Raw genomic sequence first — 24,830 nt, forward strand, 5'->3', positions numbered from 1 at the left:
TCGTTCCGTTACCTGCTTAATCGCTTCTTTTTTAAATTCTTCAGTAAATCGTTTGCCAGACATAAGCACCTCTTCTTTGAACTAGATTATGAGGCTTAAATCTGTATAGTGAAAGCTGGGAAGTTCATGCATGAGGTTGAAATAAGTCAAGTTTAGGGACAGTGAAATCTAGTTCCTAGGCACCACTAGCTAGCCTAAGCGCTGGCTGTTATCGCCATCATAAGGGAGAAAATGCAATGGCCGATTCCACAAAACTATCTTCATCGACTTCCGTTGCTGACTACAAAAAATGGAAGGCAGCGAACGACCGTGAGAGGCTTACTCACTTTTTTGTTGAAAGATATGAAGAGCGTTACTTTCAACCTATTGATTCATCGTATAAGCACGGCTTTACCATGCTTGCAGTTGCTTGCCTTGTTATTGAAACATTGGAATCCTTCTATCAGGGTTTGACTGACACTGATGGTAAAAGCAAGAAGATGTTTCGTGATTTTCTAGCACGTGATACCTCCCTGCGAGTTCTAGGCATTGCGGGTGACTGGTTCTACAAAGATATTCGCTGTGGCATCTTGCATCAAAGCGAGTCAAGGGGTGGTTGGCGCATTCTTAGATCTGGGCCACTACTTGATACCGAAAAAAAAGCCATAAATGCCTCAGCAATTCTTTGTGCACTCCGACAGGAAGTTAATAAGTATGCGGAGAAGATTCAAACAGACGAACAGTTGTGGGAACACTTCTGCAGAAAAATGGATGCCGTATGCAAAAACTGCTAAACAGCACTGTGACGCAAAACCCGTTACTCCACCGAACTTGTGTGAAAAGATACATAGTCCAGTGAATTAACCGTTAAGAAGCACTAGGCGGGAAAGACGACTCTCGTGGCATCGAAAACTCCCCCCTAACATACTATAGAGCCGCCGACACAACGAATACGGCGGATCAGTCATGGACAAGCTTGACCAACAGTACATGGCAGAAGTAGCGCCATGCGAGCCACGATCCTGAACGCTGACTCAGCGATCGCTGAGGGGATATTTTGTGTAACTAAAATCTTCCAGATGCGCAGTCAACAAAGTTTGTCCAGTAAATCTCAGTGATAAAAACTACCGATGATGTCAGGTAAAACAAAGATGACATTGGCATGACTATTTTTGAAAATAGTAAGTAACAAATTCAGCGCAGACATCTCTGCACTTTGCCAGAATTATTACCGCGCTCTAACGCCACAAAATCTCACCACAAGCGCCCCAGCGGCAACACAATCCCCGTAAACAAAGACAAATCCGGTGATGCCTTGTTGAGTCCTTTGGCGACGCCAAAATCAATCGTCACTCGGTTGCTGGGGCTGTAGGCTAGTGCAGCTAATATTTGTGAGATGTTGTCGCTACCGCTGCGGTGGGTGCCGCTGAGTTCTGCTGTCGCGCCCCATTTGTCGGCGATAGGCGTGGAGAATGAGGCGGATAATCCTGTCTGCGTGCTGGAGGTTCCGGGGTCTGCGATACCGAGATGGACGAAGTTCAAGTTAGCGTCCATGTGGACTTTGCCGATGTCTTGGCTGTAGATACCGTTGATGCTGTAGTCGGTTTTACCGCTGCCGATGCTGTCTTTGGCGGTCGGTGTTTTGATGCCGAATTCTAGGCCGAGTGCGCTGCTGTCGTCGATCAGGAACGCGCGCTTCAGCACCAGAGTAGTGTCGCCCAGGCCGCGTGCACGATTACCGCTGTCGTCTCTGGCGGAGACCAGCGCTTCGCCACCAATCAGAATGCCCCACTGAGGATTGAACGCGAGCTTGAGTTGATATGGCAGGCTGCCACGTCGTGCGTCACCTTGCTTGCTGCTCAGCAGCCCCATTTCTAGCTCCAGTTGTCCTGGCAGCGGTAACTGTGCGGGACTTGATACGGAGGGACGATATGGCGTGACACCTGCGTCATCATCAGCCAAGGCAATCAGACTTAGGCTGGCGAGTGCGCTGGCGCTGAGCCATTTGAGGATGTGAGATGAGGACATGGCTGCTTTCTGATTAAATTGAAAAAGGAAATTCTAAAAATGAATCCGCAATGTTGACGCGGCTTCCAGCCCTATATCAGGCTAGGAGCCGCATAAAACCTGCTTGCTCGATGTTAAAAACGTCTAAAAACCAATCCATTACGACAATAAGCGAATCAGACTATCGGGATGTGTTGCCCAACCCAGCAATCCTGCCAGCCCCATGTAGAAGCCGCAGGCGGTGGGTACGAGAGCGAGCCAGTACAGCCATTTTTGATGGGTTAGCGCTGTTACGGCGAGTAAGGAAATCGCAATCGCGATCAAGGCATCGGACAAGTCGAACTGGTCGTCTTTAAAGTTGGCGGCGTCATAATCCTTCTGATCCTGCTCTGCCTGGGTTTTTAATTCTTCTTTTTTACGCGATTGTTCGGCAGCGACTTTTTCATAATCGGCGATGGCGGTCTGATAAGCAGCTTTGTCCTCGGCAGACTTTGATAAGGCGGCTAAGCGTAATTGCACGATGGTTGATTTGGCGACTTCCTCCCGGATGTTACGGGCCTGATAAAACGCCCAGTGGTCGAGCTTATTCGCTTGTGCCTGCTGCATCGATTGAACGATATTGTCGTCCTTGACTTTGCAGATTCCCATGAAGGTAGCGAGTATCGCTACCGTGATCGCAACCAGCATATTGAGGCGCATCGCTGTGCGATCTGCGGGTTTCGATTCTTCGAGTTTTTCAACGGTTTCTAACGGGTCAATATCCATGTTGTGCGTCCCTTATGAGCGTGCTGTGAGCGTGTTATGAGTTACTTTTTAGCTGATTGTGTGATGAAGCTTTTTTATGTGATTCAGATAGAAAAAGACCTCGTATATCACGAGGTCTGATCCTGTTTTTTCGCTTTAGTGGCGAGTAACAATTAGTGCGTCACACGAGTTGTCCGGCCGTTGGACAACAAACGTACGCGCTCTCCTGCGCGAAATAATTCATCGGCATCCTGGGTGATGGCCTTCATCTCGCCATTATCGAGGCGCACCGTAATTTCAAAGCCCTTACGATTGTTCATATTGGATTCAACGCTTTGACCGATCATGCCACCGGCGACTGCACCGATGATACCGGCAGCAAGAGAGCCGTTACCCTTGCCGATGCTGGAACCTGCTGCAATACCGCCCAGGGCGGCACCAGCCGCAGTACCTACGCCACTCTGACCTTTATCAATCAGCACTTCACGCACGGACTCAACCACGCCCATACGAACGGATTGTTCGTTCTGAGTCTGGCTGGTGCGATACACATTGCTGGAAGTTGGAGCAACGGCGCAGGCACTGAGCATAGCAGCCGTAGTAGCAACAGTGATGACGGTGATGGAGTTGAGGATAAGACTTTTTTTCACGATACTCTCCTTACGGTGTTTGAACTGACGATTGGACGCGTCGAGTAATAAAACGTTCCGATTACAGACAAATTGTCGCGCAGATCATCAGCTATAACTGTAACAAATTAATACGAGATTTTTAGCCGGCGATATAAAAAACCGAGGACAAACAAGGGGCCGATCAACAGAAACCGCAGGTCGTCAAAGAATGAGGGTTTCTTGCCCTCGATCTTATGACCGATAAACTGAAATATCCACGCGACAACAAAGACGCCGACGGATAAAGGCAAAATCCAGCTAGCAGGTAAGGCATAAAGAATCCCCAGCATTACCGCCGCCATCAGGCTCATACCGGCCGCAAACGGTATGGACAAGGACACGTAATAAATCAGCGCCAGCAGCGCGGCACCGACCGCAACTACCGGGTGGATCGCCCAGATCAGCCCCAGCACTGTCCACATAATCGCCGGTACGCAGACGAAATGAATATATTCATTGGTCGGATTGCGATGACTCTCGGCATATTTTTCCAACAACTGCTCGACGGCACGGCCAGATGCTTGCTGTTCTGCACTGGTGTTACTAATGGGTTTGCTCATGGTTTGTCTCCTCTATCATAGTGAACTGCTGTTATCTGATTATTCTAATCCACAAACAAAGAAAACTCGGATTTATCACCAATAGGCGCAGATAGACGCGGCGGAGGCCTCATAGACCTCAAACGCTTCAACCCTCTTGCATTGCAACCAGACAAGTCACCCTCTCATCGGTGCTACTCCACGGCTTGACGAAAACGCGCCATCCGCTCCCTTGTTGGCGGGTGCGTTGCGGTATAGCTCGAGACCTTCTCTAGCCATGTAGGTAGATTGACTTTGCGCTTACGCTGATTTTCTTCACTAAGGAACTCAAAGAGATTGGCGACATGATTCGGTGAAATATTATTTGCCTTCAGCAATTGAATCGCATATTCATCCGCCTCCGACTCCATCGCACGGAAATACTCTGTTCTCAACAAGATCGTCGGTGCGAAAGCCGCTACGCCGCTAAAGTCACCGAATAAAGTTCCCATCACTACGGTGATGAAAGAGTCATTAATCAGTCCTCTCATGGCATGTCGTTTTTCTATATGTCCGATCTCGTGTGCAAATACACCGCTCAGCTCGCCCGCAAGAGCGCCAGAGATATCGTTGCCACTGACGCCGACAATCAGATCCATCATCTGATCGGTCACAACCACGGTTCCACCGGGCAGTGCAAATGCGTTAGCACCTATTTGTTTCGAGAAACGAACCTCCAGATGAATTGGCAGGCGACTGTCTTTCGGCACCAAGCGACGAAACAACTGGTCTGCCTGACTAATCGTTTTATCGCTGAGCTTGCTCGGCTGCAAAATGCTGTCGTCCAGGGCAACTATAATTTGCGCGCCTAATTTCTTTTCCAGTTCATCAGGTACAACTACTGCGACTTTGTCGGAGATCCATGGCATCGCCCAATGATGCGCAGCAAACAGTATTCCTGCCATGGCGAGAATGGCGATCAATGATGCCAGCCACTGATCTTGCCAGCGCTCTACCAAAGATTTTTTATATCCGAGTTGCGTTAGTAATTCGCGGCGCGACTCCAGATCGTTTACTTCACAATGCGAGCCATCAGGAAATGAAATAAAACAAGGCGCATTAAAGAATGGCTCCTCAATAGAGATGTTTTTTGATAAAAAAGTCTTATTGACGCCCTCACCAATCAACACCACGTCAGTCGCCCTGATTGCGAGCGTTGCCTGCTGAATTTTCGCGTGTATGCCATCAAAATAATTTACATTCATCATTGTCTGGCCTACCAGGAAAGATCAAAACCAAGGAAATCTGCTGAGCTGTCGCCAGCGGCACTATTGCTCGCGATACCGGTTCCGGACTGAATCGCATTAAAACCCGGACCAGCAATCTGCACATGTTTCAACCTGAATTGGTACGCACGTACTACGGCAAACGGTCTGTATAAGCCGAGTGTCAATAAGGTCAGGATGACATTCACGGATTGCAACTTCAGATATTTCCAGCGAGGTACTGCGGAGTGAATCGTAAATCCGGTAAGCAAGGTAGATGACCATACCTTGTTCCAGATCGTCGCTTGCACAAACGGTCCACAAACGAGGTAAGCGAAGTAAGCGAAAAGTAAGGCAGCAATGGCGACCAGAACGGTTACAAAAAATTGACTGCGTAATAAAGGATCCGCATTGGACGCAACAATATGCTGATAAATGGCAACGCCAACGCCAGAGGCAATGCCAACAACGACAGCGACGCCGAGCATGAAGAATCCAGCGACTACATAGGTGGAGATAAACGCCGATCTTTTTAATGTGCAATCAGACTGCAGGGTTCCATAAGAAAAATTCCCATGTTGATATCGCTTCATATTGGCATGCAACCACGGCCAGGCGAGATAACTAAGTAGGGAAACAGAAATCCATAGCGGCCTGTGTGGGTACAAAGCACCAATTAGTCCGGGTAATAAAAATACAGTAACGACCGGCAGATAAGTCAGATACGCTCCCGTCACCGATCCGTGAAAATTAAATCGCAAGCCACGATAACTGGTATTACGCAAACGGAAACGCTGCGCACTACGTAACATCATCGGCATTCCAAGCAAGATACAGGCAACAACGAGAATCCCTATCGTCTTGGATAACTGGAATACATAGTGATACGCAAACAGCAGTACGACAGCGATCAGGCGGCCACGCAGAATCGCCACCGGATCACCGTGAAAATTGAAGACAGCGCCAGACAACTGCGTATTACGGTCAAAATACTGCAAGCGCCTGACCTTAGCCCAGGCAGAATAAATACCGAAGGTTGCAATCGTCAGGCACAGATTCACTATCCAGATTCGGAAATATTCTTTGCCACTACCAGTAAAATAGATATCCTGATTCGTGACCGGCGATGTCTTGGCGACTTGATCGTGTAGCGAATCCGCATACGCTGCTAATGTGATCGCTGGCGAAAAATCAGCGGAGTTCGAAGGGTTGGGAGTGCCTGCCAGCGCGCTTGCGTCAACGGGAGTCTGATCTGTCATATGATCAATTTGGTCCATTTGGTCCATTTGCATGTAATCGTCGAATTATCGTGTCTTGCGCCTCATCTCTGTCAGTCGCCATCGGCTTTTACGCTGATTCAAACGAGATCGTGAGGGATTTATTTTTGGCGAGACTGGATCATAATTAGTATTAAAGAAATTTTGTTAAAAAATGTTAAAAATTTTTAGTGCGTCAACTTTAATTTGCCCTGAATCGCTGACGGTGTTTTTTTGGATCGACTAAAAATCTTATTTGTATTCCCCTTATTCAAGAAGCCGCGCATGGCCAGATTTTTATGAAAATGGATCTTGCAAACGATGTAAGCAATTTATCCGGCTTCCCGCCGGTCATCAATGCACAGACACATACGCTGATACTGGGCAGTTTTCCCGGGGTCGCATCGCTGGAGGCACGGCAATATTATGCCTACCGGCACAACCAGTTCTGGCGGCTGATATCGGCAGTGACGGAGGAGGATCTGGCATCGCTGACGTATGAAGAACGGCTACCACGCTTGCTGGTGCATGGTTTTGGTCTATGGGATGTGATCGATACCTGTCATCGTAAAGGCAGTCTGGATACCAATATCCGCAATGCCCAGGCAAACGAATTTGCATGGCTGCGCGAACAGTATCCGGCACTAAAGCGTATGGCTTTTAATGGCAAGGCGTCGGGTAAGTTTGCACCACAGTTTGAAGCGCTAGGTTTTACTACGATGATTTTGCCATCATCATCACCAGCTAATGCGATGCGGAGTTTTGAGGAAAAATTAATGGAGTGGAAGCAGCTCCAATCGAATTGACCAATGAGTTAATTCAATTTGCATTACATTCATTTTCTCCATCCAATCAAACGAGCAAAAAAATACCGGGCTACCAGCCCGGTATTCGGATGCTAATGTTCATTAGGCCATTGCAAAGTTGCTGACTGCAGACGAATTATCCGAGTGTTACCAGATGATCACGCGTTTCTCAGGTGCCAGATACATTTTGTCGCCTTCTTTCACGCCGAACGCCTCGTAGAAGCCGGGTTGATTGACCATCGTACCATTCGCACGGAACTGGCCTGGTGAATGCGGGTCGGTTTTAACCTGGACGATCTGCTGTGCATCACGCATTTTGCTGCGCCATACCTGTGCAAATCCCATGTAAAACCGCTGATCGCCAGTCAATCCGTCGATCACCGGTGCATCCTTGCCATTCAATGACAATTTATATGCTTTAAAGGCAATGGCAACACCAGAATTGTCGGCGATATTCTCACCCAGCGTCAGTTCGCCATTCACGTTATAACCGGGTAATGGGCTATAGCTATTGTATTGGGCGACCAGCATGTCGGTCTTTGCGGAGAAGTTTTTACGATCTTCTTTGGTCCACCAGTCGCGCAGGTTGCCGTCACCATCCGACTGACTACCTTTGTCGTCAAAACCATGGCTGATCTCGTGACCGATTACGGCGCCGATTGCACCGTAGTTTACGGCATCGTCGGCACGCATATCAAAGAATGGCGGCTGCAAAATCGAGGCGGGGAAGACGATTTCATTCATGGTAGAGCTGTAATACGCATTCACTGTTTGCGGTGTCATGCCCCACTCTTCTCTGTCAATCGGCTTACCTAGTTTATTGATGCGGCGGTTGTAGCTAAAGGTACTGGAGCGCATAGCGTTACCGACCAGATCACCGGCGACCACAGTCAGCGCGGAATAATCGCGCCACTTGTTGGGGTACCCGATTTTTGGTGTGAATTTAGCGAGTTTGGCTTGCGCTTCTTTTTTGGTTTCCGGACTCATCCAGTCCAGAGTGTCGATACTTTGCTTATAGGCGACGAGCAAATTTTTGACCAATTGTTCCATGCGCGCTTTGCGCTCAGCCGGAAAATATTGTTCTACATATTTTCTCCCCACGGCTTCGCCTAAAGCACCTTCGACCGAGGCAACGCCACGCTTCCAGCGAGGACGCATTTCGGTCACACCTGTAATCGTCGTGCCATAAAACGCGAAATCTGCATCAACAAAATCTTTAGACAAATACTCGGAATAGCTGCGCAGGAGATGCCACTCAAAATACGATTTCCAAGTGGCCAGATCGGTATTATTGAGTACCTGATTAAAACCCGTCACATAGCTTGGCTGACTGACGATGACGTAATCGACTTTATTCGCGATGCCTGATGAGGACAAGGCAGTTTTCCAATCGTAGCCCGGTGCGATACCGTCGAGCTGCGCAATTGCCAGTTTGTTATAACGCTTGACCGGATCGCGGTTCTCTACCTTTGTCCACTGGACTTCTGCAATGGCGGTCTCTAAGGCTACAATAGTTTTGGCGCGCGCGGCTGCATCTTTCTCACCGACCAGGCTAAGAATTTTTTCTATGTGTTTCTCGTATTTCGCGCGGACATCGGCGAGTTTTGCGTCATCTTTTTTCAGATAATAATCACGGTCCGGCAAACCCAGACCTCCCTGAGTCAGGTAGGCGGCATACTTGCTTGATTCTCTGGCGTCTTGTCCGACATAGATCGCATAAGGCGCGCCAACACCGATCTGATTCATGTGAGCGATCAGGGCTGGAATCGCTTTTTTATCTTTGATCGCACGTATCGCCTGCAATTCGCCGGTCAGCGGTTTATAACCCAAGATTTCTAGCTTTTTTTCATCCATGTAGCTGCTGTAAAAATCATCGATCTTTTGCTCATCGGAACCCGCTTTTTTCTTTTCTAGCTGCGCTGTCTCAATCAGGCTTTTCAGTTGTGGCAGCGTGTCATCACGTAATTTCGCAAACGCGCCCCAGCTGGATTTATCCGCAGGAATCTCGGTGGTTTTGAGCCATTTACCATTCAAATGCGTGAAAAAATCATCTTGGGCACGTACGGAAGGCTCGATATATTCAACATCAATGCCAGAGAGTGGCCCGGTTTTTGTCGTTTTAGGTGCGTCAGCAGCAGAGGCGAAACCGGCAAGCAAACTTAAGGTCAGTGCACTTAGGAGATGTCTTTTCACAGCGTTGTCCTTTTTGGGGAAGAGTCAATAAATGGGCTGGTAGCCAGAAATAGTAAGCATACGATTATATATGTAACAAAAGGTTCCAATTTGCCGGCTTATTCCGATGCGGCTTTGCACCATATCGCATAGCATTGTCACGGTTTTCAGAGAAACGCGATGGTGATATTCGCAGCTTTTTTACAAAATCGACGGATGATGGCCTGCTTAAGGTACGAATTTTTGTAAAGACCTGCGAAGAATTCACTATTTCTCTGCCTGTACTGGGTAAAATGGACAAATGCTGATCAAAAGAAAATCCATAGAAGCCGAAGCCAACCATCGCTCAGGCCCCAGAGCCGCAGCGACCGCGTCCCCCAAGGCTGCCCGCAAACCTAAGTTTACTCCCATCACCCTGTCCGAACTTGATGGCGTTCGTTATCTGCACTTTGGTACCGAATGGGTACAAGGCGCAATGCGCCTGCGCAAACCCGACTGGATAGAACTCGAATACGCGCAACAAATGATGACGTGGATGCTGTTTATCAGCGAACCGCGCCATATCGTGCAACTGGGACTGGGAACCGGTGCACTGACCAAGTTTTGTCATCGCCAGTTTGAACAGGCCAAAGTCACTGCCGTGGACCTGAATCCTGCTGTGATCGCGATCTGCGAGAGCATGTTTAAGCTCCCCGCCAATGATGATCGCCTTCAGGTAATCGAAATGGATGCGCTGGAATTCGTTAATGACCCGGCGAATCTAGAGCAATTCGATGTCTTACAAGTCGATTTATATGATGCAACTGCACGCGGCCCCGTGCTGGACAGTGCAGAATTCTACGAAGCGTGTGCGGCATGTCTGGTGCCAGACGGCATATTGACCGTTAATTTATTTGGTGATCACCCGAGTTACGCAAAGAACCTGAAGGCATTGCGCTACGCATTCGATCAGGTGCTGTGCCTGCCGCAAGTGCATGACGGGAATGTCGTCGCGATCGCTTTCAAGAAGGCAATCAAACCTGATTTTTCTTTGTTAACTCAACGCGCCGATAACATTAAGGCACTGACCAAGTTGCCAGCCAAGTCCTGGGTCAAAGCACTCCTGACAGCGACTGATCCTGCATGAACTATTTTTCGAACTGAGCACCATGACTAAATCAGCACATCACACGTTGAACATGCAGCAAATTTTTACCTGGCTGATGGCAGATGGCGTCATCCTCAAGGAAAATGCGAAAACAGAGTTCAACAATGCGCAGGCCATCTTGCGCAACGGCCCGGCGGCCATGCATACGCTGACGGCCGTGGCTCAGGCGAAATTGCATTCGGCCAAAAAACCTCATCAGCAATTGACGCTGGACTGGCTCACCGAGTGGACTGCTCACAAGGTCAAGCTCCCGTTTTACCGGATTGATCCATTAAAGATCGATTTCACCCGTGTCTCGGATGTGATGTCATCGACCTACGCGACACGTTTTAACATTCTGCCTGTCGAATCGACACCGGATAGCGTGACAATCGCCACAACGGATCCGTTCAATACCGAATGGCAGGCAGAGATCGCCAAAATCACCCGCAAGGAAATCCGCCTGGTACTGGCAAATCCACTTGATATTTCTCAATACATCGCCCAGTTTTTTTCTCTGGCAAAATCAATTAAAGACGCGAAAAAATCGAGTAACAACGACGCTGCCTTACGCAATAACTTCGAGCAATTAGTTGAATTAGGCAAGGCGAATAAACAGGTCGATGCGAACGATCAGCACATTATCAACATTGTTGACTGGCTATGGCAATTTGCGTTTGATCAGCGGGCATCGGATATTCACCTGGAACCAAAACGTGAACTGGCGGTAATTCGCTTCCGGATTGACGGTGTGCTGCATCAGGTTTATCAGGTACCGGCAACCGTCATGATTGCAATGACCGCACGGATCAAGTTACTAGGTCGTATGGACGTGATTGAAAAACGTCGCCCGCAAGATGGTCGTATCAAAACACGCACAGCCGATGGCCAGGAGGTCGAATTACGTTTATCGACTTTGCCAACAGCATTCGGCGAAAAAGTGGTCATGCGTATTTTCGACCCGGAAGTCGTCGTCAAGACATTGCCGGAACTTGGTTTTCCGCCGTTAGACGCGATGCGCTGGGATCAGCTGACCAGCAAGCCACATGGCATCATTCTGGTCACGGGACCAACCGGATCAGGTAAAACAACAACGCTATATACGACACTAAAAGCCCTGGCCACCTCTGACGTTAACGTCTGTACCGTCGAGGATCCGATTGAAATGGTAGAACCAGCATTCAATCAGATGCAGGTACAGTCGTCGATTGATTTGAATTTCGCTGACGGCGTACGCGCACTGATGCGGCAGGATCCTGACATCATCATGGTCGGTGAAATTCGCGACCTGGAGACAGCCGAGATGGCGATTCAGGCCGCCTTGACCGGCCATCTGGTACTGTCTACCTTACATACCAATGATGCCCCATCAGCGATCATGCGTCTGCTCGAACTAGGTGTACCCTACTATTTACTAGAAGCAACCATGATAGGCATTCTGGCGCAGCGTCTGGTCAGAACGCTTTGTCCACACTGTAAATCCGGTGACGGTGAAATGCCGGATGCCGTATGGAAAAGCCTGACCGAAGAATGGGGAATTCCAAAACCGGCAATGATTTACCGTCCGGTAGGCTGTCCCGAGTGTCGTTTAACCGGCTATAAAGGCCGTACAGGCCTGTATGAGCTGTTGACCGTAACCCAGGCATTCAGTAAATTGATTCGTCCTGAGTCTGATATTCATGCACTCAGAGCACAAAGTGTTTCAGATCAGATGAAGCCTTTGCGTATTGCTGGCGCATATAAAATCATCGAGGGATTAACCACAGCGGATGAAGTACTCAAAGTGACATCGTCATTAGTGTAATCACGTGTTTGTATTGGTCGTATGATTTTGCCTGGTATGTGTTTGCATCGACTATGCCAAACCGGCAGGTCGACAGCTTATGATCCTTAAGGAATCTTAATGCCCGCTTTAGCTCAGCGCATACTTCATAGTCTGAAGTCAAATTTGATTGTTCAAATACTGACTTTAGCTATCGCTTATGCCGTGCTGGGTAGATTGTCATTACTGCTTGCCATACCGCCCGGTTATGCGATTGCCGTGTATCCGCCTGCCGGCCTGGCCTTAGGTATCATTTTGACGCAAGGCTACCGGCTGCTGCCCGGTGTATTCCTCGGTGCGTTTCTGGTCAATGTCGTCATCGGATCTGACAATGCAAAATCATTTCAGTTCACAAGCCTGCTGTTGCCCGCATTACTCGCAACCGGCGCATGCTTACAAGCCTATATCAGCACGTATCTGGTGCGCACCAGACTGAAGAACAATCTGGCATTGAATATTGATCGTGAGATTTTCCGGTTCTTTGTATGGGGAGGATTAATCGGATGCCTGACCAGTGCCAGCGTTGGTATCGTCTCGTTGTACCACCTCGACGTGATCTCGTCAGAGCAAATCCTCAGCCATTGGGTCACGTGGTGGATAGGCGATACTCTGGGTGTGCTGACGATCACGCCGATCGTACTGATTCCCCTCGCGAAGCCTCGTGAGATCTGGCTTTCACGGCGCTATAGCGTCATGCTGCCGCTAACCATCTGCCTACTGATGGTCTTCGTCGCGTTTATTTTTATCCGTCATCGTGAAGAACAAAAGCAACACCTTGAATTCCGTCTGGAGGCAGCACGATTGAGCCAGAGCCTGCAAAATCAATTGGATGTGCATGCGGATGCGGTGAAAAATATTGAACGCTTATTTGCAGCATCTAAAGGCGTCACTCGCACCGACTTCAATATCTTTAATGAATATACGCTGCAAACGCATAAGGCAATCTCCGCCTTGTTGTGGATTCCGAGAGTGGGACGCGAAGACAGGCAAAAATTTGAGAATGCAGTGCTGCAAGAAGGTTTTATCAATTTTCAGATTACTGAAAAAAACACTTCAGGCGAGTTCGTCAAAGCAAAGGACTACAAGGAATATTTTCCGGTAACGTTTATTGAACCATTTGCGAATGCCTTAACTTTTTTTGGCTATGACATCGGCACCAGTACCGCCAGGCGCAATGCCATCGAAGAGGCACGTGATAGTGGCAATGTAGTAGCAACCGATCCGATTGCTTTTATATCTGAAAAAGATTCTCACTCCTCCGTTATGCTATTTGCACCTGTCTATGAGCAGGGTAAGGCGCTGACCACCACAGAAGATCGGGAGAATGCATTTAGAGGTGCGGCTGTCAGCATCGTCAGTATCAAAAACCTGATCGCCGATTTGCTCACACCAGAGGAAAAAAAACTCTTCTTGCTGAAATTTTATGATCTTTCCTATCCTGGAGCGAATGGTATTTTTTATGACACCATCTCTGAAATAAACCTGACTTTTTTGTTCCAGTCGACGATTGATTTCGGCGGTCGGCAATATGCGTTTCTGGCACAGCCCTCACGTAGTTACTGGGATAGTCATATCTCTTGGATTACCTGGTCGACCATGATAGGCGGCTTGATGTTCTCCAGTCTGCTGGGTATTTATTTGCTTGTCGCAACAGCGCACACCTTTAATGTAGAGACGCTGGTGGCACAACGTACCAGTCAGCTCCATGACAGCGAAGAGCGCCTGAGTGCGATTCTCTCCAATGCCGCGGAAGGTATTGTGACAACGGATATGCGTGGTTTTATCGCATCGGCAAATCAGTCAGCAGAAGCGCTCTTCGCTTATCCGCTAGGCACGCTGTTTGGTCACAACATCAAAGAATTATTCCCGGATCACACCGCGAACACTTACTTGCAAAGTTATTTATCAGAAGAATATGTGCATCATGGCATTCCTACACGCATGGAAGTGATTGGCAAAAAACGGGGCAATATCGATTTCCCTCTTGAACTGGCGCTGGCAAAAGTCGAACTAGGAACACAAAATTTACTGGTATTGATTTTGCATGATCTATCTGAGCAAAAACGTATCGAAAAATTGAAAAGTGAATTTGTGTCCGCCGTGTCACACGAATTACGTACGCCACTGACATCGATTCGCGGCGCGCTCGGCTTGCTGATGGGAGGTGTCAGCGGCACTTTACCTGAGCCAATCAAAAAATTGATACAGATGGCGAACGATAACGCATCACGCCTGACCTTACTGATCAATGATTTACTGGATTTTGAGAAGCTTGAATACGGCGGCATGCAATTCCAGATGGAGAGCATCCAGTTACGTGACCTAGTTAAATCGACGGTCGATGCCAATATAGGCTATGCGCAGAATTTTTCCATCAAACTACTGTTTGACGCAGAACAGATTGCCGATATGCTCGTGACGGTCGACACCCAACGTTTCACGCAAGTACTGTCCAACCTGCTCTCTAATGCGATTAAATTTTCACCGAAGAACGGTCAGGTTGCCGTAGAGATTAATCGGCTGGATGACTGGGTCAGAGTGGAGGTGATTGACCATGGCATCGGCATTTCGGCTGAATTCCAGAAAAATATTTTTCAGAAATTCAGTCAGGAAGATGCAAAGGCAGCACGTAAATACGCAGGGACAGGGTTGGGACTCAGTCTATCGAAATCCATGATTGAAAAAATGGGCGGCAAAATCGGCTTTACCAGTATCGAGGGCCGCGGCTCTCGCTTTTATCTGGATTTGCCGATCGTCACCTCTGCTAATAGCTGAGATTTTGCTGCAGCTACACCGTACTGCACATTCGGATAAGTCAGGCGCGCACCTAATTCGGATTTCATACGTTGGTTCAGCAAACGACGGGACTCGGACATGAACGACAACAACACCGGTGATACTTGCTGCGCAAGTTCGCTGCGGGCTAAACGCGGTGGACGGGCCAACTCAAACACATCGGCAACCAAATCAAAGTAAGCCGCCATTTTCATGTCACTGTCATCGACCGTGTGATAAACGCGGTTGGCACTGCCGCGAAACAAAGCAAGACGGATCAGATAAGCTAAATCCTCGGCATGAATATGGTTGGTATAGACATCATCACGGTCAATTAGTGCCGGAGTTCCCTTATTCAAACGTTCCAGAGGCAGGCGGTCTGCAGCATAAATACCGGGGACACGCAAAATACTGAGGCGAGACTGACTGCGCCTGGCCCACTGTCGTAATTGATTTTCTGCGTCGACCCGACGTAACGCCCTTGCGTTTTGTGGATGCAATGGCCGTGTTTCATCAAAGACCACACCAGAACAATCGCCATAGACGCCCGTCGTGCTGACATAAACAAGCGAGCTCTTGTCAGGTAAAATGGCGATCAAATTTCGGGTTCGCTGATCATATGTCCCTTCACTGCGCGGCGGTGCAAGATGAATAATATGGGATGCCAGCCCTGCCAGACGCCTTAGCGTATGCACCTGATCCAGATCAGCGGTAAGCGGTATGGCACCGACAGCACGTAGCTCGGCATGTCTGCTAGGCTGACTCGTGACAGCAAATACGCGAAACTGATCTTTAAGCAAAGGTAGCAAGCGCATACCGACATCTCCGCAGCCGAGAATTAACAGGCGGGGTTTGGCGAAGCGGATTCTGGTATTTTTTTCCACAGTATTTTTCATCGACATTATTTATTCGGGATTGTATGACTTTTCAAGTAACTGTTACTCCAAGTGGCCATCAGTTTAGCTGTGATGAAGGCGAAACCGTCTTAGCAGCCGCCTTGCGTTCAGGCATAGGTTTGCCATACGGCTGCAAAAACGGCGCCTGTGGCTCCTGCAAAGGTAAAGTGATTGCCGGAAGTGTAACCCATGGCAATCACCAGCAAAGAGCCTTATCAGACGAAGAGCAAGCACAAGGGGGGGCCTTGTTTTGTTGCGCCAGACCTGATGCAGATATTACGATTGAAGCCCGTGAGATCGCAGCAAGCGGCGATTATCCCCTGAAGAAAATGCCTAGCCGCGTCGCAAAATTAGAAAAACTTTCTGACGACGTGATGCTGATTGCATTGCAGTTACCCGCCAACGAGAGACTGCAATACCGCGCAGGACAATATATCGAGTTCATGCTGCGTGACGGCAAACGTCGTAGCTACAGTATGGCGAACGCGCCACATATGGACGAGCAAATTACGCTGCACGTGCGTCACATGCCAGGCGGCCTGTTCACAGACCAAGTATTCGGTACGCTGAAAGAGCGCGACATCCTGCGCTTCGAAGGCCCTCAGGGAAGCTTTTTCCTGCGTGAAGATTCTGAAAAACCAATTATCTTATTGGCATCCGGTACTGGCTTTGCCCCGATTAAAGCGCTCGTTGAGCATCTGATCTACACCAAGTCGACACGTCCGGTCGCTTTGTACTGGGGCGGACGCCGTCCGCAAGACTTGTATATGCATGGCTTGTGCGAGGAATGGGCAACAACTCTGCCTAATCTCACTTATATACCAGTGGTATCCGATGCCATTGCAGAAGATCAATGGGCTGGCAGGACTGGCTTTGTGCATCAAGCCGTGATTGCCGATCATGCAGACTTGTCTGGCTATCAGGTGTACGCATGTGGCGCTCCGGTTGTCGTAGATTCTGCCAAACGGGACTTTGTCAAACAGTGTCAGTTACCGGAAGACGAGTTTTATGCTGACTCATTCACCTCAGAAGCGGATCTGGCAGTATAAATCTTGCTGTTAAAAAAACTGAAAAAACATTTTGACGCATCGCAAAAAACGTCCTACTATCCGTTTTATGAAAAATTTTACTGACATGTCTTCACCAAATATCGCGCGACGTCGTATCTCGCTCTGCGAGCCTGGGCAGATGTGTTAGTGAACGTGCGCGTCAAATAACCGCACAGCATATCTAAGCCACAGGCCTCACCTGTGGCTTTTTTTATATCTGCTCGCTTTATCGATTCACTCTAGTCATCGTCCTTCACCCTAATCAGGAGTTTTGAAATGGAATTCAGTCAGTACAATGTCAATGCCCTCATGTACATCACACCTAGGCCAGAGCTAGTTTTTACCGAAGGCAAAGGTATGTGGCTGACTGACCACAAGGGCAAGCGCTATCTCGACTATTTACAAGGCTGGGCAGTGAATTGCCTCGGTCATTCACCGCAATGTATAACAGATGCCTTGGTTGCTCAGTCAAAAAAACTGGTTAATCCTTCGCCTGCTTTTTACAATGCACCGGCAATCGAGCTGGCGACACTGCTGACCGACAATTCGTGTTTTGACCGCGTATTTTTTGCCAATAGCGGTGCGGAAGCGAACGAAGGTGCCATTAAACTGGCACGTAAATGGGGGCAGAAAAACAAGAATGGTGCGTTCGAGATAATCACTTTTGATCACGGTTTTCATGGCCGTACTCTGGCGACGATGTCAGCTTCTGGCAAACCTGGCTGGGACACGATTTTTGCACCGCAAGTTACAGGGTTTCCAAAAGCCGATCTGAACGACATCGCCTCGGTCGAAAAATTAATCTCCGATAAAACGGTCGCAGTCATGCTGGAACCGGTTCAAGGCGAAGGTGGTGTGCTCCCTGCGAGCCGTGAATTCATGCAAGCACTGCGCGCATTGACCAAACAACACAATGTGCTGCTGATCGTCGACGAAGTGCAATCCGGCATGGGTCGCACCGGCGAGTTGTTCGGCTATCAGTTGTCCGGTATTGAGCCTGACATCATGACGCTAGGCAAAGGCATTGGCGGCGGCGTACCTCTGGCAGCACTACTATGCCGTGAAGAAGTTGCATGCTTCGTACCCGGAGACCAAGGTGGGACCTATAACGGAAATCCGCTGATTACCGCAGTTGGTGTAGCAGTAATCAAAGAATTACTGGCACCGGGATTCTTAGCATCTGTCAATCAAAAGGGTGACTATCTGAGCCAGCAACTGCTGAAACTCTCTGAGCAATTCGGTCTGCAAGGTGAGCGCGGCGAAGGTTTATTGCGTGCGCTTAAACTCGGCAGCGACATCGGTGCAAAAATCGTTGAAATCGCCCGCGATATGGAGCCTGTTGGTTTGTTGCTGAATTCACCGCGCCCGGATCTGTTGCGCTTCATGCCGGCATTGAATGTCAGCACCGAAGAAATCGACCAGATGATCGTGATGCTCGGCCTAGTGCTGACACAACCAAAAATAAACTCATCTCTCCGTACTGCGTGACGTAACGACATGACGCAGTACCCTCTCTCTTTTGCGATAAGAAAGTCAGTGGCATGTACCTTCCTCCTCACTTTAAACAAGATGATCCCGCGCTGCTATTGGAAGTCATGCGTCGCTACAACTTCGTCAGTCTGGTCTGTGACATCGGCGGCACCCCGTTTGCCAGTCACATTCCGGTACTTGCAGAGGCACATGAAGGACACATCGTGATCGATGGTCATATGGCACGAAGCAACCCACAGTGGCAAGCCATGGAAAAAGGAAACCGCACTATGGCGATTTTCCACGGACCGCATACCTATGTTTCACCTGGTTTATTCAAGCCAGGTAACCGGGTACCAACCTGGGACTACATCAGCGTTCACGCAAGCGGCAAAGCGAGCGTTATGCACGAAGCGACCGAAAAACTTTCAGTACTGACAAAGCTCATCACTCATCATGAACCTGACTTCCAGTTAAATTTTGATCAAATGCCGGATGCTGCAAGAGATGGTTTATTAAAAGGCATAGTGGCCTTTCGCATCAAGATTGATCAGTTGGAAGGAAAATTTAAACTTGGCCAACATCGCTTACCGGAAGATATTCCGGACGCAAAACAGACTCTGTATAACACTGGCGATGAGAGTCAGCGCGATATCGCGGCGTGGATGCGACGCTTGGGTTATTGGGAGTAAATACAGAATCTTCTTGTCCATGACTCCACATTCCCATCAGGTCACAACTGTTACGCCACCAGTGTTTTTTGAGATTACATGAATTTTACGGCTTCAGAACAAAATGCAAAACTGAGCTGGCAGGCATCCGGTAGCTGAATTTATTGGATTTAATATTGCTCAGGCCTGTTTGTGCGGTAATTGCTGTGGTCGTTCCACTCACGCCCCAAACTTGTGCCGTTTTAAAATTCACCGGATTGGTAATCTGAAAGTTGCCCGTCATTGCGGTAGTGAGCCGGTTAATGGCAATGATATGCAAAGTAGAGGGATCGGCCGCACTGACTGCGGCATAGACTGCGCCATTTGCATTATTGCTGGCCAGTGCCTGTACGGATATCTCTGGAAAGCTCGACATTCTGCCGTCGTAGTTACGGAAGATCTTGAACCCAGACGCAACGAATCCCTCAGCATCACCAAAATACGTCGCCAGGTAGACGCCTTGCTTGCCAAATATGCCTAAGGCATCGGCTTGTGCAATTGCACCGGAGACGTCATCTTTGCCACCGAAGTTGTATTCCGTAATCGCCAACTTGGTATCGGGGTAAAAATCATTGATGGCCTGTTTGAGCTTGGTCACGATTTGTAAGCCGCGCCCGTCTGTAAATCCATTGCCGGTTTGTGTAATCCAGCTCGGTTCGACATAGCTGGCATCCCACAGGCTACGTGTCGCTTGCACCCGATCTATTGAGTTGTATGAGGCTTGCGGATAATAATGAAATGAAAATACGTCGAGCAAGCGCTTATTCGCTTGCTGCGAAGCATTTTTCATCGCTGACAGGTAGGTATTTGCCATCGTCATCCCGTTGTAACGATAACGATCGCCGGTCGAGTTGCTGACAAATGGTTCTACGTTATAACTAGACCAGTCTGCAGGCTGATGGGATTGCGTGCCATCCCAAACAGCCCAAAGACTAAAAAGGCCAAGATAACCGCTGATCGCAGGCCCATAGGTCTGTGCAGAGCTATCCATTCTCTTGATCGTCGAGGCCAGTGCAATATTTTTTTGCACGACATCTGCGACCGTAGTGAACGCAGGATACAAGTTCGGATGCGTACCGCTGCCATTGTTGGCATCTGCCCAGTGATGCCAGAGATCCGGCTCGTTATCCAGCTCATAGCCTTTTATCCCGCTTGCTGTTTGTGAGTTGCCGTATTTCTGAATCAGGAAATTCAATTCTTCATCCAGATACACAAAATCATCTGATAAAGTCGGCGCTGTAGATAAACTCCCCAAAGACGCTGGCTTATCGTTCACGATGGTCAACCAGCGGGCAGTGTCGATATTCGATGGCCCCGCTGAGCTCTGCCACAAATCATATCCCTGGCATGAACTTGGCGGATACAGATTGACGATGTCTTTTGGGAGCTTGCCAGCGACGGGAAGCTGCAATAAAGAATAGGTATTTAACGACAGTGATTGATCATGAAAGCTGACCAGAGCAGCTCCGGGAGCGTAATAGGCCAGCCCTGCCGCCGTTGATGGATTACCTGCGCCAGCGACTGCACTGACAGCCGCATTGGATGAGTTACACCAATCCTCACCGGAATTACTCACACCATTTTCCCAGTTATAGCTGGTCATGGAATTACCACCAAGCCGTCTGGATGCGAGATTCAAACTTTGCAGGGAGGCTTGCCCGCCCTGATTCTCCCAGCCCGCACGGTTGGTACCATCCGCATAAGCGTTGTATCCATAAATCAGCGGACTGATCGCCTTACGCTCAAGACTCGTGTTAATCGTAAAACTGGTACTTTGCGCATGGGCACTCACTCCACCCAACAATAAGCCCAGAGGCATCAGAACTTTCATCACATCGTTGGGTCTCATGACATCCTCGCATCAATCGGTCTTATCAGCCTTGTTTAGCCGCGTAATCCTGCTCACATCAGTTAAATTTATTTCCATGTGGAAATTTATTAATACGATTATGCGCCGGAATTCCCCCAAATAATTGCCGCACATCAACTATTTTTTACCTTTCAGCTTCAATTTGTGTAGAAAAATACTCAAATGGTGGAAATAAAAAGAAAATATGACAAAATAATTTTCTGATTTAGCAAGAAAATAAGTGTCTCAATACACAAGATCACTGAACGAGACCACGAACGCCAAATCATCCACCAGACCATTACCCAGACATCGACTATCGCCCATGAAAATTTCACCACAGCGTTTAAAAGCCCCTATTCTTTGTGCACTGGCTGCCACGTCCTTATTCGCCAATGCAGTGCCGGCTTATCCGCGTTTTCCTGCTATCAGAGGAGGCTCTGTCGTGTTCACCTCGGAAGGTGACTTATGGAAAGTCGCTGAGACCGGAGGGCAGGCGCAAAGACTTACCACGCACCCGGCGACAGAACTGAACTCGGCAATCTCGCATGACGGCAAATGGTTAGCTTTTTCTGCTTCATATGAGGGTGCGATGGAAGCGTATGTCATGCCGCTGTCCGGTGGTGTGCCTAAGCGCATCAGTTTTGAGAATGGCGTGGTCACCGTATTAGGCTGGTCGAAACAAGGTGACGTCCTGACGACGATGCAAAATTCAATTGGTCCGTCAGCACACCGGGTAGTCGCCGCGATCAACCCGCTCACTCTGCAACGACAAGTATTTCCTGTTGCCGATGCCAATGAAGCGGTACTCGATGACAGCGGTCAAACCCTATATTTCACACGTTATGGTCTGCACATGACCGGCGACAACGCCAAACAATATCGTGGCGGTGCCTATGCACAGCTGTGGAAATATGATCTGCAGGGAAAATCAGAAGCGATCAATCTTTTTCCTGAAGAGAAAAGTAATAATAAACGTCCCATGTGGTGGAAAGGCCAGCTCTATTTCGTGAGCGATCGCCAGGGCGCTTATAACATATGGACGGCTAATGCCGACGGTAAAAATATCCAGGCGCTGAGTAAACATGCGGACTGGGATGTCCGGAATGCAGCCCTAGGTGACGGTAAAATCGTCTATCAGCTTGGCGCCGATTTACATGTACTCGAGATCGAAAGCAATAAGGACCAAGGTATCAATATTGATCCGCTCTCCGACTTTGATCAGCAACGCAATCGACAAATAAAAAATCCACTGGAACAATTGACTGAAGTTGAATTGGCGGGCAAAGAAGAGCGCCTGCTATTCACCGCTCGCGGACACTTGACGATCGCAGGTACAGGCGTACAAAGGCGCATCGATATTGCGCTTCCAGCAGGTGCACGGGGACGATCCGCGGTATTTTCGCATGATGACAAATGGGTTTATGCGATCGTAGACGCCACTGGTGAAAACGAGATTTGGCGCTTCCCTGCTAACGGCAGTGGCAAAGCTGAGGCACTCACTCATAACGGCGATGTGCATCGCTGGCAATTAGTCCCCTCCCCTGACGGCAAATGGCTGGCGCATAGCGATAAACGTGGCAGACTCTGGCTCCTCGATCTGGCGAGTAAATCCAATGTCATCATTGATGATGCAGGAAAAATAGGTGTAGACCGGCATGAAGAAATCGTCTGGTCACCCGATAGTAAAACTATTGCAGTCACCCGGCCTAATTCCAGACTGCAACGTGAACAGCTTGGTCTATACGATGTCGCTACCAGGCAATGGCAATTCGTGACCAGTGATCGCTATGAGTCTCGCTCCCCGACGTTGTCCCCTGACGGAAAGTGGTTGTATTTTTTATCTGCCAGAACATTTCAGGCAACGGCGCCATCACCTTGGGGCGATCGTAATATGGGTCCGTTTTTTGACAAGCGCAGCGGTATATACGCCTTGGCTCTGCAGTCAGCAAATCGTTTTCCATTCAAGGCTGATGACGAGCTGAGTAAAATTGAAAATAAGATTGAAAATAAGGTGGAAAGCAAGGCAAACGAAAAAGAGGCAGATAAATCAAAGGAAAAAACTGATGACAAAAGCACTGATAAAACATCCGGCAAACCCGCCGGTGATACTAAAGATGATAAAAAAACCGATGCGGCTGTAAAAATTCTGCCTGCTATCCAATATACGGGACTAGCCGACCGGCTGTATCAAGTACCACTGGCATCTGGCAATTATCGCGGGTTGGCGGTAGACGATAAGCGACTGTATTTCATGGAGCAAGACGGTAATGAAGGTAACGCCGTTTTAAAAACTCTGGCAATTACCAAGACCTCACCTGAGCCGGAAGTCTTTGCAAATGGCGTGCGTCAGTTTGACCTGTCGTCAGATAAAAAGCATGTGTACTACCGCAGCTTTGCGACGCATGCTCCCAGTGACTTTCTGATTGTGGAAGCGGGTGCCAAACAGCCCTCTGACGTTAGTAAAGCGAAAGTCAAAATTGATGACTGGTCGTTTAACAGTAACCCACGTGAAGAGTGGCAGCAAATGTTTGTGGATGCCTGGCGTATGCACCGGGATTTTTTATATGACGACAAAATGCGTGGTGTCGACTGGCTCAAAATCCGCAATAAATACGCCCCTCTGGTTGATCGTGTCACCGACAGAACAGAGCTCAACGACATACTCGGCATGATGGTCAGCGAAGTCAGTGCCCTGCATTCACAAGTCGCTCCTGGCGATATTCGCAAAGCGGCTCCAGACGGTCAGGCAGCAAGTTTGGGAGCAGTGCTGACGCGAACTGGAGACGGTTATCGCATTGAACATATCTACCATAGCGAACCTGAATTACCTGCCGGACGCTCTCCTTTGTCTCAACCGGATCTGGACATCAAAGACGGCGATGTGATTACCGAGGTCAATGGCAAGAAGACGACCGACGTAAGGGATATCTCTGATCTGCTGTTAAACCAGGCGGACAAACAGGTTTTACTGCACATACAGCGAGGACAGGCCGCGGCTAAAGCAGTCATCGTCACGCCCATCAACATCGACAAGCAAAACAATCTGCGTTATAGCGATTGGGAGCAAGCACGCAGTGACCGCGTGAATACAGCATCTCAAGGCAAAATAGGTTATTTACATTTACGTGCAATGGGATCACGTGATATCGCCAGCTTTGCACGTGATTTTTATAGCAATATTGATCGAGACGGCCTGATCATTGATGTCCGCCGCAATAATGGCGGTAATATCGACAGTTGGATTATTGAGAAATTATTGCGCAAAGCCTGGGCCTTCTGGTCATCTCCGAACAATCAACCCTCCACCAACATGCAGCAAACATTCCGTGGCCACCTGGTTGTCCTGATTGATGAACTGACCTATTCTGATGGTGAAACTTTTGCCGCAGGGATTAAAGCATTAAAACTTGCACCATTAGTCGGGAAACGCACAGCGGGTGCGGGTGTCTGGCTATCAGACAATAATCGTCTCGCCGATAATGGCATGGTCAGAGTTGCCGAAAACGGTCAATTTGCGATGGATGGTCACTGGCTGATCGAGGGGGTGGGTGTGATTCCCGACGTTGAGGTTGATAATCTTCCGCATGCGACTTTTGCAGGGCAAGACCAGCAATTGGAAGTCGCGTTGAAAATGCTGAATAGTCAATTGAAAGAGCAACCGGTTAAGGCTTTGAAACCACAAGCAATACCAAGCCTGAAATAATCGATTCTT

19 protein-coding genes are annotated in these 24,830 nt (G+C 48.7%); 9 read left to right on the forward strand and 10 right to left on the reverse strand.

Features of this window, described 5'->3' with window-relative positions:
* Positions 1-236: 236 nt before the first annotated feature.
* A complete protein-coding gene (locus ACO0LE_RS05935) occupies positions 237-773 on the forward strand; it encodes a hypothetical protein (RefSeq protein ID WP_422959505.1) in 537 nt (178 codons plus the stop codon).
* Between the two features lie 317 nt (positions 774-1,090).
* On the opposite strand, the gene ACO0LE_RS05940 is transcribed toward ACO0LE_RS05935, so the two are convergent.
* From ACO0LE_RS05940 to ACO0LE_RS05970, 7 genes are all read right to left on the reverse strand, one after another.
* Positions 1,091-1,186, reverse strand: a complete 96-nt coding sequence (locus ACO0LE_RS05940) for a hypothetical protein (RefSeq protein WP_422959506.1) — start codon at positions 1,184-1,186, stop codon at positions 1,091-1,093.
* A gap of 47 nt (positions 1,187-1,233) precedes the next feature.
* Positions 1,234-2,007 carry a transporter gene (locus ACO0LE_RS05945; protein WP_422959507.1) on the reverse strand — a complete coding sequence of 258 codons (774 nt, stop codon included), beginning with the start codon at positions 2,005-2,007 and terminating at the stop codon, positions 1,234-1,236.
* Positions 2,008-2,145: 138 nt separating this feature from the next.
* Positions 2,146-2,751, reverse strand: a complete 606-nt coding sequence (locus ACO0LE_RS05950) for a DUF4337 domain-containing protein (RefSeq protein WP_422959508.1) — start codon at positions 2,749-2,751, stop codon at positions 2,146-2,148.
* Positions 2,752-2,903: 152 nt separating this feature from the next.
* Complete coding sequence (locus ACO0LE_RS05955; RefSeq protein WP_422959747.1) at positions 2,904-3,320, reverse strand: glycine zipper 2TM domain-containing protein; 417 nt, start codon at positions 3,318-3,320, stop codon at positions 2,904-2,906.
* A gap of 167 nt (positions 3,321-3,487) precedes the next feature.
* Positions 3,488-3,961 carry a DUF962 domain-containing protein gene (locus ACO0LE_RS05960; RefSeq protein ID WP_422959509.1) on the reverse strand — a complete coding sequence of 158 codons (474 nt, stop codon included), beginning with the start codon at positions 3,959-3,961 and terminating at the stop codon, positions 3,488-3,490.
* A gap of 173 nt (positions 3,962-4,134) precedes the next feature.
* Positions 4,135-5,187 (reverse strand): M48 family metallopeptidase, encoded by a 1,053-nt coding sequence (locus ACO0LE_RS05965; RefSeq protein ID WP_422959510.1) that lies wholly within the window; start codon positions 5,185-5,187, stop codon positions 4,135-4,137.
* Positions 5,188-5,195: 8 nt separating this feature from the next.
* Positions 5,196-6,461 carry a YjgN family protein gene (locus ACO0LE_RS05970; protein ID WP_422959511.1) on the reverse strand — a complete coding sequence of 422 codons (1,266 nt, stop codon included), beginning with the start codon at positions 6,459-6,461 and terminating at the stop codon, positions 5,196-5,198.
* A gap of 284 nt (positions 6,462-6,745) precedes the next feature.
* Between ACO0LE_RS05970 and ACO0LE_RS05975 the strand changes: the two genes are divergently transcribed.
* The gene (locus tag ACO0LE_RS05975; RefSeq protein WP_422959748.1) at positions 6,746-7,246 is read left to right on the forward strand and encodes a DNA-deoxyinosine glycosylase; all 501 of its coding nucleotides are present in this window, start codon (positions 6,746-6,748) and stop codon (positions 7,244-7,246) included.
* 147 nt (positions 7,247-7,393) lie between these two features.
* Here ACO0LE_RS05975 and ACO0LE_RS05980 read toward each other — a convergent pair whose 3' ends face one another.
* Complete coding sequence (locus ACO0LE_RS05980) at positions 7,394-9,439, reverse strand: M13 family metallopeptidase (RefSeq protein ID WP_422959512.1); 2,046 nt, start codon at positions 9,437-9,439, stop codon at positions 7,394-7,396.
* 280 nt (positions 9,440-9,719) lie between these two features.
* Between ACO0LE_RS05980 and ACO0LE_RS05985 the strand changes: the two genes are divergently transcribed.
* The 3 genes from ACO0LE_RS05985 (at position 9,720) to ACO0LE_RS05995 (ending at position 15,141) form a co-directional block, all read left to right on the forward strand.
* The gene (locus ACO0LE_RS05985; RefSeq protein WP_422959513.1) at positions 9,720-10,544 is read left to right on the forward strand and encodes a methyltransferase domain-containing protein; all 825 of its coding nucleotides are present in this window, start codon (positions 9,720-9,722) and stop codon (positions 10,542-10,544) included.
* Positions 10,545-10,566: 22 nt separating this feature from the next.
* A complete protein-coding gene (locus ACO0LE_RS05990) occupies positions 10,567-12,348 on the forward strand; it encodes a GspE/PulE family protein (protein WP_422959514.1) in 1,782 nt (593 codons plus the stop codon).
* A gap of 99 nt (positions 12,349-12,447) precedes the next feature.
* Positions 12,448-15,141 (forward strand): CHASE domain-containing protein, encoded by a 2,694-nt coding sequence (locus ACO0LE_RS05995; RefSeq protein ID WP_422959515.1) that lies wholly within the window; start codon positions 12,448-12,450, stop codon positions 15,139-15,141.
* Here the strand turns inward: ACO0LE_RS05995 and ACO0LE_RS06000 are convergent.
* Positions 15,102-16,037 carry an NAD-dependent epimerase/dehydratase family protein gene (locus tag ACO0LE_RS06000; RefSeq protein ID WP_422959516.1) on the reverse strand — a complete coding sequence of 312 codons (936 nt, stop codon included), beginning with the start codon at positions 16,035-16,037 and terminating at the stop codon, positions 15,102-15,104. The genes ACO0LE_RS05995 and ACO0LE_RS06000 overlap by 40 nt on opposite strands.
* A 23-nt stretch (positions 16,038-16,060) precedes the next feature.
* Between ACO0LE_RS06000 and ACO0LE_RS06005 the strand changes: the two genes are divergently transcribed.
* The 3 genes from ACO0LE_RS06005 to ACO0LE_RS06015 all read left to right on the forward strand — a co-directional run bounded on the left by ACO0LE_RS06005 (position 16,061) and on the right by ACO0LE_RS06015 (position 19,248).
* Entirely contained in the window at positions 16,061-17,086 is a 1,026-nt protein-coding gene (locus ACO0LE_RS06005) for a CDP-6-deoxy-delta-3,4-glucoseen reductase (protein ID WP_422959517.1), read from the forward strand.
* A gap of 276 nt (positions 17,087-17,362) precedes the next feature.
* Positions 17,363-18,574: an acetylornithine transaminase gene (locus ACO0LE_RS06010; RefSeq protein WP_422959518.1), complete on the forward strand. Its 1,212-nt coding sequence runs from the start codon at positions 17,363-17,365 to the stop codon at positions 18,572-18,574.
* A 53-nt stretch (positions 18,575-18,627) separates the two neighbouring features.
* A complete protein-coding gene (locus tag ACO0LE_RS06015; protein WP_422959519.1) occupies positions 18,628-19,248 on the forward strand; it encodes an FMN-binding negative transcriptional regulator in 621 nt (206 codons plus the stop codon).
* A gap of 85 nt (positions 19,249-19,333) precedes the next feature.
* Here the strand turns inward: ACO0LE_RS06015 and ACO0LE_RS06020 are convergent, their stop codons facing one another.
* Entirely contained in the window at positions 19,334-21,115 is a 1,782-nt protein-coding gene (locus ACO0LE_RS06020) for a glycoside hydrolase family 44 protein (RefSeq protein ID WP_422959520.1), read from the reverse strand.
* 325 nt (positions 21,116-21,440) lie between these two features.
* On the opposite strand from ACO0LE_RS06020, the gene ACO0LE_RS06025 reads away from it, so the two are divergent.
* Positions 21,441-24,821 carry a S41 family peptidase gene (locus ACO0LE_RS06025; protein WP_422959521.1) on the forward strand — a complete coding sequence of 1,127 codons (3,381 nt, stop codon included), beginning with the start codon at positions 21,441-21,443 and terminating at the stop codon, positions 24,819-24,821.
* The last annotated feature ends 9 nt before the right edge of the window (positions 24,822-24,830 follow it).

Origin of the sequence: Undibacterium sp. Xuan67W (assembly GCF_049340165.1) — a bacterium.
Taxonomy (GTDB): Bacteria; Pseudomonadota; Gammaproteobacteria; order Burkholderiales; family Burkholderiaceae_D; genus Undibacterium.

Bases quoted from the DNA above. Each gene is read 5' to 3' on its own strand.
- ACO0LE_RS05935 (WP_422959505.1), top strand. From the start codon at position 237: ATGGCCGATTCCACAAAACTATCTTCATCGACTTCCGTTGCTGACTAC.
- ACO0LE_RS05940 (WP_422959506.1), bottom strand. From the start codon at position 1,186: ATGTCTGCGCTGAATTTGTTACTTACTATTTTCAAAAATAGTCATGCC.
- ACO0LE_RS05945 (WP_422959507.1), bottom strand. From the start codon at position 2,007: ATGTCCTCATCTCACATCCTCAAATGGCTCAGCGCCAGCGCACTCGCC.
- ACO0LE_RS05950 (WP_422959508.1), bottom strand. From the start codon at position 2,751: ATGGATATTGACCCGTTAGAAACCGTTGAAAAACTCGAAGAATCGAAA.
- ACO0LE_RS05955 (WP_422959747.1), bottom strand. From the start codon at position 3,320: ATGCTCAGTGCCTGCGCCGTTGCTCCAACTTCCAGCAATGTGTATCGC.
- ACO0LE_RS05960 (WP_422959509.1), bottom strand. From the start codon at position 3,961: ATGAGCAAACCCATTAGTAACACCAGTGCAGAACAGCAAGCATCTGGC.
- ACO0LE_RS05965 (WP_422959510.1), bottom strand. From the start codon at position 5,187: ATGATGAATGTAAATTATTTTGATGGCATACACGCGAAAATTCAGCAG.
- ACO0LE_RS05970 (WP_422959511.1), bottom strand. From the start codon at position 6,461: ATGGACCAAATTGATCATATGACAGATCAGACTCCCGTTGACGCAAGC.
- ACO0LE_RS05975 (WP_422959748.1), top strand. From the start codon at position 6,746: ATGGATCTTGCAAACGATGTAAGCAATTTATCCGGCTTCCCGCCGGTC.
- ACO0LE_RS05985 (WP_422959513.1), top strand. From the start codon at position 9,720: ATGCTGATCAAAAGAAAATCCATAGAAGCCGAAGCCAACCATCGCTCA.
- ACO0LE_RS05990 (WP_422959514.1), top strand. From the start codon at position 10,567: ATGACTAAATCAGCACATCACACGTTGAACATGCAGCAAATTTTTACC.
- ACO0LE_RS05995 (WP_422959515.1), top strand. From the start codon at position 12,448: ATGCCCGCTTTAGCTCAGCGCATACTTCATAGTCTGAAGTCAAATTTG.
- ACO0LE_RS06000 (WP_422959516.1), bottom strand. From the start codon at position 16,037: ATGAAAAATACTGTGGAAAAAAATACCAGAATCCGCTTCGCCAAACCC.
- ACO0LE_RS06005 (WP_422959517.1), top strand. From the start codon at position 16,061: ATGACTTTTCAAGTAACTGTTACTCCAAGTGGCCATCAGTTTAGCTGT.
- ACO0LE_RS06010 (WP_422959518.1), top strand. From the start codon at position 17,363: ATGGAATTCAGTCAGTACAATGTCAATGCCCTCATGTACATCACACCT.
- ACO0LE_RS06015 (WP_422959519.1), top strand. From the start codon at position 18,628: ATGTACCTTCCTCCTCACTTTAAACAAGATGATCCCGCGCTGCTATTG.
- ACO0LE_RS06020 (WP_422959520.1), bottom strand. From the start codon at position 21,115: ATGAGACCCAACGATGTGATGAAAGTTCTGATGCCTCTGGGCTTATTG.
- ACO0LE_RS06025 (WP_422959521.1), top strand. From the start codon at position 21,441: ATGAAAATTTCACCACAGCGTTTAAAAGCCCCTATTCTTTGTGCACTG.